The organism is Streptomyces sp. SX-6 (assembly GCF_059089585.1).
The window spans coordinates 30,714-46,254 of the sequence record NZ_JBTHHU010000004.1; the positions used below are offsets into that span (position 1 = coordinate 30,714).

Consider the following 15,541-nt stretch of genomic DNA (forward strand, 5'->3'; position numbering starts at 1 on the left):
CGCTGCGTCAAACCACCCCTGAGGCCGCGGCGAGTCGAAGTGATCATGGCATGCTCGCGCCTGCTCGTACACCCCTCTTCACGGACCGTATACGCCCTGGATTTGCTTGAACCGTGTACTGGTGCCGCCTACTCCCCTTCTCGGGGTGGGTCATTCGCCGTCGAGCTCCTCGTCGTACGCGATGCCCAGCTCGGCTCCGAGTGCTTCGGTAGTGGTGGGCCCGGCCACGACGATGTCGCCACTACTGAGCCTCACGTGTTCCTCGGATGTTGGATTGCGTCCGCGAGGGCAAGGCTGTCAACTCCGTTGGCAGGCTCGCTTCGTGCAGAGGTTTGGAGGCCTCGGACATCTCAGGCACCGACCGCCACGCACGTGCTGCGACCTCTTCGGGCAGTCAGAGGACCTGATGTCCTGCCACCACGGCTTTCGCGGCGACGGTTGCGCCCATGGTGCCTGGGTGCAGGGCAGTCGCGGTCACAGGGATTTCTCCTGGAGGCCAGTTCGGTTCGGCTGCGCCCCTGGTGGGCGGCGATCGTCATTCCTGAGTCGATGTTGCAAGGGACTGCGATCGTCACTGAGAGTTGACCAGAGGGGATTGGCTTGAATGTCGGACAGGAACGAGGACCAGGCTGAGTGCGGTACCGCGATGGGTATACGTGCCTTGTCCTTGGAGTCGCGGACAGCGGTCCGGGTGCTGAGGTTCGCGACTTCCACGCAGTTGTTGCCTGCGTTGCTGTACGAGGACTTGAGCCAGGCGCTTTCGTCGACGTGATGCAGGGTATCGGGGGTGTGGGTGTCAGACATCTCTGATCTCTCGCGATAGTTGTTGCAGGAACCCAGGGGTTTTCTCGGGCGGCATGGACGCTGCTTGGAGGGCGGTGAACTTCCTGGAGAATCGGCCGACTTCGCGCGGCTTGTCCGACATGGACATCCCGCCCCACGCGTTGTCGACGTGAACCGCGGACGGCATGCGTTCGCCCAGGTCCAGGACCGTGAAGTCGCCGGCGAACCGGTAGCCGACCTCATTGGTTTGCAAGATCTGGACCGTGACGTTGTCGAGCTCGGTCAGCTGGATGATTTCCTCGTACTGCTTGCTCATCACGTCGGGGTCGCCGACGACGTGGCGCAGTGCCGCTTCGCCGAGGATCGCCCAGAACCGTACTGGGTTCTCCGTGCGGGTCAGCAGGTCCTTGCGCAGCATCCGCAGGCGGACGCCCTGATCGATGAACTCGCTCGTCGACTCGTCGGTGTGCTTCTCCATCTCGAACAGTGCACGGGCGTAGCTTTCGGTCTGGAGCAGGCCCAGCACGAGGGTTGGGTGCCACGCCCTGATCGAGCGTGCCACGGACTCGACACCGACGAAGTTGCGCACGGTGGCAGGAACTGTGCTGCCGAAGGCCGTCCACCAGTCCTGGCTGCCCGACTCGCGGTGCAGTTCCAGGAGCCTCTTGATGTGCTCCTCGTCGTCGATGCCGTATCGCTCGAGGAGTTTCTTTATGTCCGCCGCCTGCTTGAGAGGTGCGTGCCCGGTCTCGAGGCGCTGGAGCTTGGTGTCGCTGAACCCGAGGTCGGCAACCGCTTCCTGGAGCGTGAGGCTCGCCTCCTTCCGTAGACGACGCAGTTCCAGGCCCAGCTCGATCCGTCGAGCAGTCGGGCCGATCCGTGCTGCCACTCGCCTTGCCCTCCCTGTTCGTTTGGCCGCCTTGCCGGGCTGAGTCTGGCAGTCCGTAAGCCACGCACGCACTTCCGCGTTGGCGTCGTGTGAACTGCCGTCGCCGTCCTGAACGGTCCAGCTTCCGTCATGCGCACTCATGCCCACGTCGCGCAAGCCCCTGTCCTCGTCTTGGCATGTGCCACTTTCGTGCTGCGCGCAGATTCAGCGCAGATTCTCTTGCACATTAACTGGGCGTGCAGCCAAGGTGGTTGCGCCTCGGCGGACGCACCGCTGAGCTCGTCCGCCGTCTCACGGCTCAGCAGTGGCGTGCCATCCCCACAGGACGCCCACCGAAGGAGCAGCGCTTATGTCTGCATGGCCCCGTGCCGGTAACCCGACGGCACACGGCGATCCGGTGCCGACATGGCTGAAGCCGTGGGTTCAGGCGTTCGACACCGTGTGCCGCAAAGTCGGGGTGGTGACCGGCATCGGCAAGCCGTACGGCATGGACGGGCACCCCACCGTGATCTATCTGCGGCCGGTGAGTGGTGGCACCGAGTGGCAGTGCGACATCGCTGATTTGCAGCCCGCCCCAGATGCCTAGCGCCAGAGCTGACAGCTCAGTAGGGCAACTCCTTCTACCGAAAGTAGTCGCATGACCTACTCGCCCATTACCGCAGCCCTCACATCGCTCGGATCTGCGGCCTGGCTTGTGTCACGAGAACGACGTCCGAGCGACGCCTACGAAGCGTGGGTGCGAGGGACGACCGCCACTCTCCGAGTGGGCATCCACTTCGACGTCGTCCGCCTGTCCACCACTCTTGTGGAGGGCGGCATCCAAGGCATCAAGGACAGGGCTGCAATCGAGCGCCGTTTCCGCGCGGCCGGCATCACCAGTGCCGTTGTCGTCTCGCGCGCACAGGACCGGTACAGCGTCCTCGTACCGCCTGGCACGGCCCTGGACTGGACCGAGCCCGGGACGGAGTGCATCGGTAGCAACCATCCCATCAACTACCTTGCGGTTCCCATGCCCACACGCAAGGATCCGCCGGGTGCCTACTGGCTTCTCTCGGCGCCGGACAACGGTGGCAGGCTGGCTCGGCCCGAGAGCGTTCGGGCGCTGCTCGTCAACTGGCCGCCCGGTGCCAGAAGGGCGAGCTGGTGAATGTGACTTCGGGCGCGTGGATCGCAGCGTTTGCGTTCCATCCACCCGAAGTCGCGTTCCCGCGCGGCGCGTTCAGCCCGTGACCGCAGGCCCCGAGGTGTCGACGGCCAGGGTTATGGCCAGTGTGCCGAGGACCGCTCCCATCATGTAGCGCTGCGCCCGCAGCCAGGACGGGCGGCGGTTGAGGAAGACGGCTATGGTGCCCGCCGCCAGGACGATGGTGAGGTTGACGGCGATGCTCACGACGATCTGGATGGAGCCGAGCAGGATGCCCTGGAACAGGACGTGGCCTGCCTTGAGGTTGATGAACTGGGGGATGAGGGAGACGTACATGATGGCGATCTTCGGGTTGAGGAGGTTCGTCATCAGGCCCATCGTGAACAGCTTGTGCGGGGAGTCGTGTGGGACGTCCTGGGGGGAGAAGACGTTGACGCCGCCCGGTTTGAGGGCGTTCCAGGCGAGGTAGGCGAGGTAGGCCGCGCCGGCGAGCTTGATGCCGACGTACAGTTCGGGGACGGCCATGAAGATGGCCGACAGGCCCAGGTTGGCGGCCAGCAGGTAGATCATGAAGCCGATGGCGACGCCGCCCAGGGAGATGATTCCGGCGCGTCGTCCCTGGGTGATGCTGCGGGAGACGAGATAGATCATGTTCGGGCCCGGGGTGAGCACCATTCCCAGGGACACCATCGCGACGCCGAGGATTCCGCTCAATGTGATCATGACAGCTTCTCGCTCTCGCATGTTCTGTGGTTCGACCCCCGTGACACCTCGTAGAGGTCGTGCACGATGTCGTGGAGGAAATAGCGGGTGAAGAAGTCGACGGTCAGCTGCGCGTCGAGGAGGTCCCGTTGCGGTGGCCGAACGGGCGGGAGGTGAACTCGCACCGGTTGCACCGAGGCAGGCTGGTGCGTGCTGTGGTGTTCACCGGGGCGGGGTCCTCTCTCGCTGTGTCGGCCAGAGCAATTGCGAGTGTAGGTCGGGGTATTGGGTCAGGGCAATATCGATATTGCCCTCGGTGCAATTCTGTGCTTGGATGCCGAGGGGACGAGCAGGATGTAGGAGGGGAGCCGGGGAACACCGTGAAGGACTACCAGCGCGTTGCCGACACCGTGGCGGGGGAGATCAGGGCGGGCCGCCTCAGGCCCGGCGACCGGCTGCCTCCGCAGCGGGAGTTCGCCCGCCGGCACGGCATCGCCAACTCCACCGCCACCCGCGTCTACCAGGAGCTCGCCCGGCGCGGCCTCACGGTCGGTGAGGTGGGGCGCGGGACCTTTGTGCGTGCCGTGCCCCGCGCGTCCACCTCCGTGACCGTGCTCACCGAACCCGCAGACAGTCGGGTCGACTTGGAGCTCAACTACCCGGTGGTGCCCGAGCAGGCCGAGCTGCTGGCCGGTGGGCTGGGCGGGCTGCTGCGCCCCGATGTGCTGGAGTCCGTACTGGCGCCGGTCGGTGCATTCGGTACGGCCGACGCGCGCAATAGCGCGGCCGATCTGCTGGCACGCGGCGGCTGGCGCCCCGACCCGGGGCAGGTGCTGTTCGCCGGGAACGGGCGGCAGGCGATCTCGGCCGTCATCACCGCGCTGGTGCCGCAGGGCGCCCGGCTGGGTGTCGAGGAGCTGACCTACCCCGTGCTCAAGGCGATTGCCGCCCGGCTCGGGGTCACGCTGGTGCCGCTCGCCATGGACGAGGCCGGGCTGATCCCCGAGGCTGTTGAAGAGGCCCACCGTGATGGTCCGTTGCACGCCGTCTATGTCCAGCCGGTCCTGCACAATCCGCTGTCGCTGACCATGCCGAAGCAGCGGGTGGAGCATTTGGCCGAGGTGCTGCGGCGGTTGGGGATTCACGCGGTCGAGGACGCCGTGTGGGCCTTCCTTCGTGATGATCTGCCCCCGCTCGCCGCGCTGGCTCCCGAACGGACCGTCCTCGTCGACAGCTTGTCCAAGAGGATCGCCCCCGGTCTGACCCTCGGGTTCGTGGTGGCGCCCGGTGCCGTCGTCGGCAGTGTCGCCACCGCGTTGCGCTCGGGCGGCTGGACGCCCATGAGGTTTGCCCTGGAGGCCGCGTCCCACTGGCAGGCGGACGGCACTGTGCAGGCGCTGGTGCGGGCCAAGCAGCGGGAGGCCGCCGCGCGGCAGGAGATCGCCCGGCGGCATCTGGGCGCCTTCACGGTGCAGGGCGACCCGCGCTCGTTCTACTGCTGGTGGGAACTGCCGCGCCCCTGGCGCGCGGACACCTTCGTCGCCGCCGCGGCGCGGCACGGCATCGGGGTGGCGCCGGCCGCGGCATTCACCGTGGGCCGTCACCGCACTCCCAGCGCGATCCGGCTGGGCCTGGCCTCGCCCACGGCCGACGCCCTGTCGCAGGCGCTCGCCACGCTCGCCGAACTCGCCCGGTCCGCCCCCGACGACCAGGTCACCGACTGAGCCGCCGCGCGGAGTTCGGCTGCCTCATCTCACAGCAGGGGCTCCTCGAGTCGCAGGAGGCCCTGGTCTGATCCGGCGGCGTGCATGCCCTCGACGAGCCGGGCCCATGCCTCTCGGAGGCGTACCCGTCGTATGAAGGACGCGTCGCGTCCGTGAGGCGGGAGGTAGGCGGACAGCAGGGCGTCGCCTGCCGCCTCGCCCAAGGTGCTGCCGACGCCTGCCAGATCGATCGCCGGGTCGTCCAGGCGGATGTCGCTCCAGTCGATCAGCCCCGCGAGGGCCGAGCCGTCCTCGGTCACCAGGATGTGGTTCGGGGTGAGATCGGCGTGCACGACGGCGGGACGGAACCGCCACAGGTGCTCGTCCTCGAGGCCGTCCGCCAGGACGTTCACGTCCGGTGACCGCAGGCCGCGGCACCGTGCCTCTTCGAGGACGGCGGCCGCACGGGAACGCTGATCGGTGGCCACCACGCCGGGGATCCCGGTCAGTCCGTGCAACGTCCGCAGTGCACGGGCCAGTTCGGCGGCGACCAGAGGGACGTCCGCTTCCCGCAGCGGACGTCCCTCCAGCCACGGTCCGGCGGTGACCCCGGGCATGAGTTCAGTCGGCGCCGGCACCGGCACGTCCAGCGCCGTACGGATGACCGCCAGCGCCTCGGCCTCGCGGGCCATGGCCGCCACCACCTCCTGCCTGCGGGCGACGCGCAGGCACAACGTGCCGACGCGGAACACCCGGAAGTCCCATCCGCTGTCGTCGGCCGAGACCCGCAGCTCGTCGTCCATCATTTCTCCTCGCCGCTCACCGGCAAACAGAACTTTCCGCCGAGTGAAATGTCAACTGCCCTTTCCTGGCGGCTCCTTGCAGCTGTCGGTGGTGTGCGGTTCGCTTGCGGACAGTATGCGAAAGACCGTACCGGCCCAGTGATGCTTCTTACCCATGGATGAGGTGAAGATGTCGGACATCGTCGTCGTAGGCAATGGCGTGCTCGGATTGACAGTCGGCGTGGAATTGGCCCGTTCCCAGCCCGATGCCCGGGTGGTGCTTCTGGGAAAGCCCGATCGGAAATACGGGGCCACCCCCGCGGCGGGCGCCATGCTCGGCGTCTTCGGCGAAGTGACCGCCCACCTGCTCGCCTCGGAGCATGGCAGGAAGAAGCACGCGCTCGCCGTCCAGGCGCAGCGCCTGTGGCCGGAGTGGATCGAGAGCCTGGAGGCCACCGGCTCCGCGGAGGACGGAAGGATCCGGACCTCGGACGACACGGTGGTACTGCTCAACACCGTGGGGCATTCCGCTCTGGACGACGCCAACTTCGCCGCCGTGCAGCGGGCGCTCAAGGAGGCGAACGCGCCGCACGCGGAAATCGATGTGGAATCGGTCGAGTGGATCGACCCGGACCCCAATTCCCGTCCGCTGCGCGCCCTGCACATCGAGGGCGAGGGCTCGGTCGATTCCGGAATTCTGCTGAGCTCGCTCGAGCGCGCGTTCCGGCAGGCGGGCGGTGAGATCCGGCACGAGGACGTGACCGAACTCCGCGCCGGGAACGGGCGTATCGAGGGCGTGGTCACGGAGTCCGGGGAATTCCTCGCGGCCGGACACGTGGTGGTGGCCGCCGGAGCGCGCAGCCAGCGGCTGACGTCGACGCTGCCGGGGCTCGAGCACCGCATCCCCCGGGTCTACGACGGCGTGGGCGTCTCGGCGGTGATCGACACCTGGGACGGCTCAGGCCCCTCCACGGTGCTGCGCACCTCGAACCGTGCCTTCGCCTGCGGCCTGCACTGCGTGCCCCGGGCCGGCGGGTCCGTCTACATCGGCGCCACGAACGCCGTCTGCCTGGAGCCGCGCGGCGCGGCCAGCATCGACGAGGCGGTCTTCCTCTTCAACTGTGCGACGCACCAGCTGAACCGGGGGCTGAACGGCTCGGAGATACGCAAGATCCAGGCGGGCAGCCGGCCGGCCTCGATCGACGGCTTCCCGCTCATCGGCGGCACCTCGGTCGACGGCCTGTGGATGGTGTCGGGTACGTACCGCGACGGGCTGCACATGTCCCCGCTCATCGGCCGGCACATCGCCTCGCTCGTGGGCGGCGGTACGGGCGTCGCCGAACTGGCCGAGTTCCGGCCCGAACGCGAGCCGCTCTCCGCGTGGAGCCGGGAGGAGGTCCTGGAGGACGTCGTCCGCCACACCATGGCGACGGGGTACGAGTTCCCGTGGACCCTGCCGCTGGAGTGGCCGCACCTGATGGAGACCTTCCTGCGGGGGCCCTTCGCCGAACTCGCGGACCGGCTGAGCGACACGTACACCCCGCCGGCCGACCTGATGACCGCGATCATGTTCGCGGAGCGCGAGGAGCAGGACGAGCTCGTCGCGTACTACAAGAACGTCCACCGCGAATGGCACTGACCGCTGGGCGGTGAACGGGCAAGAGGGCCACGCGCGGAGGCATCCCCTCCGCGCGTGGCCTCCGTGTGTGATCCGTGTGTGAGAGGCGAGACCTATGCGTCAACTGCACTACGAGCGGCGGGGGGAGGGGCCGCCGGTCCTGCTCCTCGGCAAAGGTGCCTGGCATCATCAGGCGGCGGCCCTGGTCGCCGCCGGGCACGAGGTGGTCATGTGCGACCCGGGACCGGCCGACGACGTCGTGGAACTCATGGCAGGCCTGGGCCTGTCGCCCTCCCGGTTCGTGGGATTCTCGGCGGGAGCCCGGGCCGTCCAGGAGATCCTCATCCGTCGGCCGGAGGTCTGTACGCAGGCCGTGGTGATGGCGACACGGGGCCGCAGTGATCCGCTCGGCGACGCGATGCTCGCCGCGGAGCGCGCGTTCCGTGCGCACGGCGTCGTTCTGCCGCCGCAGTACGAGGCGTACGTCCAGGCGGCCGTGCATCTGGCGCCCGCCACCTGGCAGCAGCAGGACGCCATCCTGGACTGGCTCGATCTCTTCGAGGCCGCGGCACGCTCCGGGGCCACCGACCCGGCGCCGCCGGACGACGGGACCGCGGATCAACTGGACGCCCTGGCCGGGGTGTCCGTGCCCGTACTGGTCCTCGGGTTCCGGCACGACATCGTCGCCCGGCCCGAGCTCGGCCGCGAGGTGGCGGCGGCCCTGCCGCACGGGCGGTACGAGGAGATCCCGGACTGCGGGCACTACGGCCACCTGGAACGGCCCGACGCGGTGAACGACGCCATCCTGCGATTCTTCGGTACCGCGGAGCGGTGAACAGGAGGAGGGCGCCCGCCGGAACGGACGCCCTCCTCCTGTCGGCACGTCGTCAGACGCGTACCGCCGCGGACCACGAGGACCACAGCCGGGCGTACGCCCCGTTCGCCGCGAGCAGTTCGCGGTGGCTGCCGATCTCGACGATGCGGCCGGCGTCCATCACCGCGATGCGGTCGGCGTCCTGGATGGAGTCGAGCCGGTGCACGATCGAGATCACCGACCGGCCCTCGAGCAGGGCGGCCATCGACTGCTCCACCTGGCGCGACGCCGAGGTGTCCATGAGCGCCGTGGCCTCGTCCAGGACCAGCGTGTGCGGATCCGCCAACAGCAGCCGGGCCAGGGCGAGTTGCTGGGCCGCCGCGGCGGACACCTCGACGCCGCCCGTCGCGATCTCGGTGTCGAGGCCCTCGGGCAGTGCGCGTACCCAGTCCTCCAGGCCCACGCTCCGCAGGGCGTCCCACAGCTCGTCGTCGCTCCAGGAGCCGTCGGTGCCGGTGCCGGTGTTGGCGTCGGCGTCGGCGTCTTTCTTCTCCGGCAGGGTCAGATTGCCGCGGACGGTGCCCGAGAACACGTGGTTCTCCTGGGTGACCAGGGCGACTTCGCGCCGCAGGGTCTCGATGGACATGGCGTTCACCGCCGCGCCCCCGATCTCGAGCGTGCCCGAGGTCGGATGGTGCACCCCGGCCAGCAGCTTGCCGAGCGTGGACTTGCCCGCGCCCGAGGTGCCGACGACGGCGATGCGTTCGCCGGGCGCGATGTCCAGGTCGATGGAGTGGAGGACCTCCCGCTCACCTTCGTAGCTGAAGCGCACGTCGCGCAGCCGGATCCGCCGTCCGTCCGGCACCGCGCCGGTGTCCGCCTGCTCCACGGGCAGGCGCTCCACTCCGAGGATGCGGCGCAGCGCGGCGTTGCCCACCTGCAACTCGTCCGTCCAGGACAGCAGTTCCACGAGCGGGCCGTTGAGGCCCTGGACGTACAGCAGCATCGCGGTGATGTCGGCCAGGCTCGCCCAGCCCTGGCGGTAGGCGGCCCCGCCCGCCAGCAGGGTCAGCGCCAGGGGGAGCATGGTGGCCAGGTCGAGGCTGGGGAACCAGATCGTCTGCAGCCAGGTGATCCGGCTGCGGTGACGGACCACCCGCCCCACGGCGTCGCCGTGGTGGGCCGTCCTGCGCCGCGCCAGGCCCAGCGTCTCGACCGCGGTGGCGCCGCGGACCGTCTCGTGCGTGCTGGCCAGTACGTCGGCCTCGTCGATCAGCAGGTCCTCGTAGCCCTGGGTGGCGCGCGGGCGGTACCAGCGGGTGGAGAACACCGCGAACGGCACGCCGGCGAGAAGAACGAGCGCGAGCAGCGGCGAGGTCAGCAGCATCGCGGCCACGGTGAAGACGAGGGTGACGGCCGCGAGCAGGATCCTCGGCAGTGCCAGCCGGATCCCCTCGTTGAGCCGGTCGACGTCGGACGTGGCACGGCTGAGGAGATCGCCGGAGCCGACGGACTCCACTGTGCCGAGCGGCAGCCGCATCACGCGCCGGACGAAGTTCTCCCGGGTCTCGGCGAGCACCTTCTCGCCGAGCAGCGTGGTCTGCACCTGGGCGAAGCGGGTGAACACCGCCTGCGCGGCGAGCACGCCCACGAAGGCCAGGGCGACCATGTCGACGTGCCCTGTCGTGGTGCCCTTCTGCACGGACTCGACGAGGTGTCCCAGCAGCCGGGGGCCGACCAGGCCTGCGCACAGGGCGAGCCCGAAGAAGAGCAGCATGGCGCAGATCCGGCCGGAGTTGCGGCGCGCGAATGACCAGAACCAGTGCTTGACCTCCTGCTGCCGGGCCAGTGGCAGACGGGCCTGCTCGGGAGTCCCGAGGACTTCCGCCGGAGCGGTGTCCTCGGCGGTGTCCTCAGTGGTCTGGATCGTCATGAGGCGGTTCGCTCCCCTTCGTGTGCTCGCACGACCGTCTGTGCCGCGTTCATCCACAGGGGGCTGCCGCTGAAGACGATCGTGGTCCTGCCCGCCCGGTAGGACGCCACACGCTGGGCGATCAGGGCTTCGGTCGACGCGTCCACCGCCGAGGTCGGATCGTCGAGGACCAGGACGTCGGCGCCGGTCAGCAGGGCCCGGGCGAGGACGAGGCGCTGCCGCTGCCCGCCCGACAGGGACCGGCCGCCCTCGACGAGGACGCTGTCCAGCCCGTGCGGCAGGGCCTCGACGACATCGGTGGCCGCGGCGGCGTACAGCGCGTCCTCCAACTCGCCGTCGGTGTGGTCGCGTTCGCCCGACAGTTCCGCCCTGAGCGGGCCGCTGAACAGGATGTCGGAGTGGCCGGACAGCACCACGCGCCGCCTCAGCTCGGTGAGATCGGCGCGGTCCATCGGCACGTCCGCCAGCCGTACGTCCGTCAACTGCGCAGCCGCCGCGGGGTCGTCGAAGGGCCCGTAGCGCGTGATGCGTGCGGCGGCCCCGGTGCCCTGCTCGCCGGAGGCGGCAACGGCCGTCATCTGTGCGGCGGGTGCGTGGATGCCGGTGCCGGGGTCCGTCAGCGACAGCGGGCCGGCCGGCAGCGGAAGCGGGTCGGCGGGGGGCGCGGGTTCCGGCTCGAGCGCGAGGAGGCGGCAGATCCGCCCGGCGGCCACGTGCGCCAGGCTGATCGACTCCACGGCCTCGGTCGCGGTGCTCACCGGGATCACGAGGAAGACCGCGGCGCCGTAGAACGCGACCAGTTCACCGGGGGTGATGACGTCGGAGAGCACGAGCCGGGCGCCCAGCCAGGCGACGCCGATGGTCACCAGGCCGGGGAGGAACACCCCGGCCGCCCCGAGCCAGGCCTCCAGGCGTCCCGCCGACACCCCGGCGCGGCGCACCTCCTGGCTGATGCCGACGAAGCGCTCCGTGAACTTCCGCTCGCCGCCGATGCCGCGCAGGATGCGCAACCCGGAGCAGATGTCCCCGGCCTGGGACGTCGCGGTGCCGAGGCGGTCACGCTGCTCCTCGTTGCGCCGCTGCAGGGGCCGCAGCAGCGGGCCGATGCCCAGCATCGCCGCGGGCACGCCGATCAGCACGACCACGCCGAGGACGGGCGAGGTGAAGGTCAGGGCGATCGCGATCACGAGGAAGGACACGACGGCGCCCGTGGACCTGCCCACCACCTCGAAGGCGCGGCCGATGTTGGGCACGTCGCCCGCCGCGACGGCCACCACGTCGCCGGAGCCGGTCCGGTAGCGCAGGGAGGCGCCGAGCCGGGCGGCCTGGCGCACGAGCACGCGGTGGCTGAAGGAGACCGCGTGCATCTGCCCGGCCATCGCCACCTGGACCAGCCCGGCTCCCGCGCCGGTCTGGACCACGGCCAGTACGCCGACGGCGGCCACCCATTGCCACAGCGAGGTGGCCGACTCCCCCCGGATGCCGTCGTCGATGGCGTATCCGACGAACAGCGGGATGAGCGCGAGCGGAAGCATCCACAGCGCGCCCATGACCGTACTGAGAATCAGCGGCCACGGGCGTACGCGGACCAGCCACCACAGATAACGCCAGGCGGTGCGGTGGTCGGCTTCGGGAACGGCCGCCGGGGACTCGGCGGGCCTGAACAGACCGACGGGCAAGGGATTTTCTCCAAGAACTATCGCGGAGCGCGATGCACAGGATGGATTCGGCGATCCTCCACGGCACCGAAAGCGCATGTCAACAAGATCCCACTACACGGAATTCTCCACCCGAAAAGCATGCGCCACCGCCGAAGTGGCCGATCCTGGACGGTGTTCTGCGTCCCCTGCGTAAGGATCACGTGTGCGCGTCACAGTGGAACACGAGGTGAGGGTCCCGATGGGAGACGGCACCGTATTGCGTGCCGACCTCTACCGGCCGGATACACGTGACCGGTTGCCGACCATCATCCGGCGCACCCCGTACGGCCGCGGCGGCCCGCCCGCGGGAGCGTCGGCCGATGCTTTCCGCTTGGTGCGTGCCGGCTACAACCTGCTCGTTCAGGATGTGCGGGGACGCGGTGCGTCCGAGGGGGAATTCGAGCCTTTCTGGAGTGAAGGCGCGGACGGCGCCGACACCGTCGACTGGGCCGCGGCACAGCCGTATTGCGACGGTACGGTCGGCATGCTGGGCCGCTCCTACGACGGCACGGCGGCCCTGCTGGCGGCCGGCGAGGCGCCCGCCGCTCTCGGCGCGGTCGTCCCGCATGTGGCCGGTTCCGAGTTCCACGAGGGGTGGTGCTACCAAGGGGGCGTCTTCCAGCTCGGGTTCTGTCTGCACTGGACCCTGATCGACCTCGTCCTGCCCGCCCTGCTCGAAGCCGGCGCGGACGCCGGGCACGTGATCGACGCGCTCGACGGCATCGAGGACCTCCAGCGGACGCCCTGGCGCGCACTGGAGTTGCTGGACCGGCACGCCCCCTACTACCGCGGCTGGCTGGAACACCCGCGGCGGGACGGCTATTGGGAACGGGCTGCCCCCAACCGCCGCTACGCCGCGATGCGCGCGCCGGGTCTGCACATCGGCGGCTGGCACGACATCTTCCTGAACGGAACGCTCGAGAACTACACGGGAATGCGCTCCCAGGGCGCCTCGACGGCGGCCCGGGAGCTGTCCGCACTGGTCGTGGGGCCCTGGTCGCACATGGTGACCGGAGGGATCTTCCCGCAGCGCCGCTACGGCACCCGGGCGGACGAACAGTTCGCGGACGTGACCGCGATGCACATCGCCCACTTCGACCGCACCCTCAAGGGCATCGGGGACGGCGTCCGGGAACGGGCGCGGCTCTTCCTGACCGGGGCGGACCGCTGGGAGAGCTTCCCGGACTGGCCGGTCCCCGGCACCCGGGCCATGGCCTGGCACCTCACCAGCGGGGCCCGGCACGCCAACACCGCGGCCGGCGACGGACGTCTGCTGCCCGGCGGGCCCACGGCGCCCGGCAGCGACGACTTCCGCCACGACCCCGCCGACCCGGTGCCCACCACCGGCGGCGCCACCCTGATGACCGGCCAGTACGTGGGCGGCGACTGCGGGCCGCTGGACCAGCGCGAGGTGGAACGGCGCCCGGACGTGCTCTGCTACACCAGCGAGCCGCTGGACGACGAACTGACGGTGATCGGCGAGGTGTTGCTGACCGCCCACCTCTCCTCCACCGGGCCGGACACCGACCTCGCGGCCAAGCTGGCCGACGTGGCCCCGGACGGCCGCGCGGAGATCCTCTGCGACGGCATCGTCCGCGCCCGGTACCACGTCGGCGGGTCGCTGACACCGGGGAGCGTCGTCGAACTCACCGTGCGGCTCGGGGCCGTCGGGCATGTCTTCGCCCCGGGGCACCGGATCAGGCTGGACGTGGCCGGCAGCAACTTCCCCCGCTTCGACGTCAACCCCGGTACCGGAGGCGAAGCCCTCGCGCTCGCCCGGCAGCCGTACCGGACGCTCGTCAACACCCTGCACCACGGCACACGCCGGCCCTCCCGGCTGCTGCTGCCGGTGCTCAGCCGCACCCGCACGTGACAACGGCCCCGGCTCACCGTGTGAGCCGGGGCCGTTGTCAGGGGAAGGGCCAGTTGGTCAGGTCACAAGGGCCGGTTGGTCAGGTCACGTCGCAGTCCTGCCCGTGGACCACGAGCGTGCTGCGGGTCCGCCCGGCGTCGTCCAGGACGGCCCGCAGCGCCCACTCGCGGAACGGGCTGCCCTGCGACCACAGCACCTCGGCCGACCGCAGGACCCGCCCGGCGGCGGCCTGTTCGCCGTACCAGCGCCGGAACGCGGGCGTGTGCCACAGGGCGAGCGGGATCCAGCGCTCGCCGCCCGAGCGGTGGGCGGGCTCCTCGAGCCGTTCCAGGGCCGCCCGTACGGCGCCCTCGAGGGAGCCGGCCACCGGAACCGACAGCTCGCGGGCGAAGTGCAGCAGGTATTCGTTGCGTTCGGCCTGCGCCGGGGAGCCCAGCACGACCCGGCCGGAGCGGTGCCACACCCCCCACTTGATGTTCGTCACCAGGCCCGGGAGGGAGGGCATGGTGCGGGGCACGTGGAAGAGGATGACGTCGCTCATGCGCATCGCGTCCTCCTCCCAGGCGATCTGGTCCTCGTACGCGAGGGATTCGCCCGTGCCCGGCTCTGGGAGGAAGACGGTCAACTTGCCCTGGTCCCGCCAGAGTTCCGTGAGCAGGCGTACCGCCTCGGCGCGCCACGAGGGCGTGGCGGGGTCGGTGGGGGTGGGGCCGCAGAGGTAGACGGAGGCGGACCAGGCGTCGGGGAGAGGGTGCCCGGCCAGGGCGACGGTGATGTCAGCGGGCATGGCAGACCGCTCCCAGGGGTGCGGGGTGGGTGTCGGACAGGGCGGGCGCGGGGGACGGGCCGCCCAGACCGTCGGCCGTTCTCATGACCTCGACGGCCTCGCGCTTGCGGGCGAGGGGCGATTCCGTGGGCCGGACGAGCAGGCTGACCGCGGCCACGCAGGTGGCGCCGTACCGCACGGGAGCGGAGACGAGGTCCCAGCCGGCCAGTGCCGAGTGGGACCGCGCGTGCCCGAGGACGCGGATGCGCTCCAGCGTCGGATCGCCGGGCGGGGCGCCGGGGAGGTGTGCGAGGAGTACGAGCCCGGCCGCGTCCGCGTGCAGGGGAGCACGGAACAGCAGGCCCGAGCGGCTGTTGTCGGCCAGCGCCTCCTCGGCCTCCCCGCCCGGTTCGTGGCTGCAGATCAGGCTGACGCGCAGTGGGGGCCGGAGCATGACGGGAACGTGGAGGAGCGCCGCGTGCCCCACCCGCTCGCGCAGCTCGGCGAGATGGAGGCGTACATGGGACAGGGAGAGGGGCAGGTTGGGGAAGGGGCCGGCCGGGGGTGTGGCCGAAGGCTGGGCGAGCCTGTACCGTCCGTATCCGCTCTGCAGCACCGCGCCCTCGCGCACGGCGGACTGGAGGATGCGGTGAGCGGTGGAGCGGGCGAGGCCGGTCAGCCGGGTGAGGGTGTCGAGGGAGTGTGCACCGGGGCCGAGCGTATCCAGTGTCCTGAGTATGCGAAATGCCCGATCAGCAGCGGTCTTCGGGGTGTCTTCCGGCATTCTTGGTACATCCTTCACACTGTTTCTCCAGTGGACCAGCGCGCGGGGAG

The 15,541-nt window shown here is 70.1% G+C and carries 15 protein-coding genes; 6 read left to right on the forward strand and 9 right to left on the reverse strand.

Features of this window, described 5'->3' with window-relative positions; translation table 11 throughout:
• Positions 1–474: 474 nt before the first annotated feature.
• Both ACV530_RS06020 and ACV530_RS06025 read right to left on the reverse strand, forming a co-directional pair.
• Positions 475–804 carry a DUF397 domain-containing protein gene (locus ACV530_RS06020; RefSeq protein ID WP_494331196.1) on the reverse strand — a complete coding sequence of 110 codons (330 nt, stop codon included), beginning with the start codon at positions 802–804 and terminating at the stop codon, positions 475–477.
• Positions 797–1,819 carry a helix-turn-helix domain-containing protein gene (locus ACV530_RS06025; protein ID WP_494331480.1) on the reverse strand — a complete coding sequence of 341 codons (1,023 nt, stop codon included), beginning with the start codon at positions 1,817–1,819 and terminating at the stop codon, positions 797–799. Before ACV530_RS06025 ends, ACV530_RS06020 begins: the two co-directional genes overlap by 8 nt.
• Positions 1,820–2,021: 202 nt before the next feature.
• Here ACV530_RS06025 and ACV530_RS06030 point away from each other — a divergent pair, with 202 nt between their 5' ends.
• Positions 2,022–2,258: a hypothetical protein gene (locus ACV530_RS06030; RefSeq protein WP_494331197.1), complete on the forward strand. Its 237-nt coding sequence runs from the start codon at positions 2,022–2,024 to the stop codon at positions 2,256–2,258.
• Between the two features lie 150 nt (positions 2,259–2,408).
• A complete protein-coding gene (locus tag ACV530_RS06035; protein ID WP_494331198.1) occupies positions 2,409–2,819 on the forward strand; it encodes a hypothetical protein in 411 nt (136 codons plus the stop codon).
• 72 nt (positions 2,820–2,891) lie between these two features.
• Here the strand turns inward: ACV530_RS06035 and ACV530_RS06040 are convergent, their stop codons facing one another.
• Positions 2,892–3,539, reverse strand: coding sequence for a LysE family translocator (locus ACV530_RS06040; protein WP_494331199.1), 648 nt, complete (start codon positions 3,537–3,539; stop codon positions 2,892–2,894).
• Positions 3,536–3,703 carry a hypothetical protein gene (locus ACV530_RS06045; protein WP_494331200.1) on the reverse strand — a complete coding sequence of 56 codons (168 nt, stop codon included), beginning with the start codon at positions 3,701–3,703 and terminating at the stop codon, positions 3,536–3,538. Before ACV530_RS06045 ends, ACV530_RS06040 begins: the two co-directional genes overlap by 4 nt.
• 195 nt (positions 3,704–3,898) lie before the next feature.
• On the opposite strand from ACV530_RS06045, the gene ACV530_RS06050 reads away from it, so the two are divergent.
• The gene (locus ACV530_RS06050) at positions 3,899–5,242 is read left to right on the forward strand and encodes an aminotransferase-like domain-containing protein (protein WP_494331201.1); all 1,344 of its coding nucleotides are present in this window, start codon (positions 3,899–3,901) and stop codon (positions 5,240–5,242) included.
• A gap of 29 nt (positions 5,243–5,271) precedes the next feature.
• On the opposite strand, the gene ACV530_RS06055 is transcribed toward ACV530_RS06050, so the two are convergent.
• Positions 5,272–6,024, reverse strand: coding sequence for a phosphotransferase (locus ACV530_RS06055; RefSeq protein ID WP_494331202.1), 753 nt, complete (start codon positions 6,022–6,024; stop codon positions 5,272–5,274).
• Positions 6,025–6,178: 154 nt separating this feature from the next.
• Here ACV530_RS06055 and ACV530_RS06060 point away from each other — a divergent pair, with 154 nt between their 5' ends.
• Both ACV530_RS06060 and ACV530_RS06065 read left to right on the forward strand, forming a co-directional pair.
• Positions 6,179–7,642, forward strand: coding sequence for an NAD(P)/FAD-dependent oxidoreductase (locus ACV530_RS06060; protein WP_494331203.1), 1,464 nt, complete (start codon positions 6,179–6,181; stop codon positions 7,640–7,642).
• A 94-nt stretch (positions 7,643–7,736) separates the two neighbouring features.
• Complete coding sequence (locus ACV530_RS06065; protein WP_494331204.1) at positions 7,737–8,456, forward strand: alpha/beta fold hydrolase; 720 nt, start codon at positions 7,737–7,739, stop codon at positions 8,454–8,456.
• A gap of 52 nt (positions 8,457–8,508) precedes the next feature.
• Here the strand turns inward: ACV530_RS06065 and ACV530_RS06070 are convergent, their stop codons facing one another.
• Both ACV530_RS06070 and ACV530_RS06075 read right to left on the reverse strand, forming a co-directional pair.
• On the reverse strand, positions 8,509–10,368 hold the full coding sequence (locus ACV530_RS06070; RefSeq protein ID WP_494331205.1) for an ABC transporter ATP-binding protein: 1,860 nt from the start codon (positions 10,366–10,368) through the stop codon (positions 8,509–8,511).
• Complete coding sequence (locus ACV530_RS06075) at positions 10,365–12,047, reverse strand: ABC transporter transmembrane domain-containing protein (protein WP_494331206.1); 1,683 nt, start codon at positions 12,045–12,047, stop codon at positions 10,365–10,367. Before ACV530_RS06075 ends, ACV530_RS06070 begins: the two co-directional genes overlap by 4 nt.
• A gap of 220 nt (positions 12,048–12,267) precedes the next feature.
• Here ACV530_RS06075 and ACV530_RS06080 point away from each other — a divergent pair, with 220 nt between their 5' ends.
• Positions 12,268–13,941, forward strand: a complete 1,674-nt coding sequence (locus ACV530_RS06080; protein ID WP_494331207.1) for a CocE/NonD family hydrolase — start codon at positions 12,268–12,270, stop codon at positions 13,939–13,941.
• Between the two features lie 79 nt (positions 13,942–14,020).
• Here ACV530_RS06080 and ACV530_RS06085 read toward each other — a convergent pair whose 3' ends face one another.
• Positions 14,021–14,728: a nucleoside 2-deoxyribosyltransferase domain-containing protein gene (locus tag ACV530_RS06085; RefSeq protein ID WP_494331208.1), complete on the reverse strand. Its 708-nt coding sequence runs from the start codon at positions 14,726–14,728 to the stop codon at positions 14,021–14,023.
• Positions 14,718–15,491 carry a helix-turn-helix domain-containing protein gene (locus ACV530_RS06090; RefSeq protein ID WP_494331209.1) on the reverse strand — a complete coding sequence of 258 codons (774 nt, stop codon included), beginning with the start codon at positions 15,489–15,491 and terminating at the stop codon, positions 14,718–14,720. Before ACV530_RS06090 ends, ACV530_RS06085 begins: the two co-directional genes overlap by 11 nt.
• Between the last annotated feature and the right edge of the window lie 50 nt (positions 15,492–15,541).

Bases quoted from the DNA above. Each gene is read 5' to 3' on its own strand.
- ACV530_RS06055 (WP_494331202.1), bottom strand. From the start codon at position 6,024: ATGGACGACGAGCTGCGGGTCTCGGCCGACGACAGCGGATGGGACTTC.
- ACV530_RS06065 (WP_494331204.1), top strand. From the start codon at position 7,737: ATGCGTCAACTGCACTACGAGCGGCGGGGGGAGGGGCCGCCGGTCCTG.
- ACV530_RS06080 (WP_494331207.1), top strand. From the start codon at position 12,268: ATGGGAGACGGCACCGTATTGCGTGCCGACCTCTACCGGCCGGATACA.
- ACV530_RS06070 (WP_494331205.1), bottom strand. From the start codon at position 10,368: ATGACGATCCAGACCACTGAGGACACCGCCGAGGACACCGCTCCGGCG.
- ACV530_RS06085 (WP_494331208.1), bottom strand. From the start codon at position 14,728: ATGCCCGCTGACATCACCGTCGCCCTGGCCGGGCACCCTCTCCCCGAC.
- ACV530_RS06040 (WP_494331199.1), bottom strand. From the start codon at position 3,539: ATGATCACATTGAGCGGAATCCTCGGCGTCGCGATGGTGTCCCTGGGA.
- ACV530_RS06060 (WP_494331203.1), top strand. From the start codon at position 6,179: ATGGATGAGGTGAAGATGTCGGACATCGTCGTCGTAGGCAATGGCGTG.
- ACV530_RS06020 (WP_494331196.1), bottom strand. From the start codon at position 804: ATGTCTGACACCCACACCCCCGATACCCTGCATCACGTCGACGAAAGC.
- ACV530_RS06090 (WP_494331209.1), bottom strand. From the start codon at position 15,491: ATGCCGGAAGACACCCCGAAGACCGCTGCTGATCGGGCATTTCGCATA.
- ACV530_RS06030 (WP_494331197.1), top strand. From the start codon at position 2,022: ATGTCTGCATGGCCCCGTGCCGGTAACCCGACGGCACACGGCGATCCG.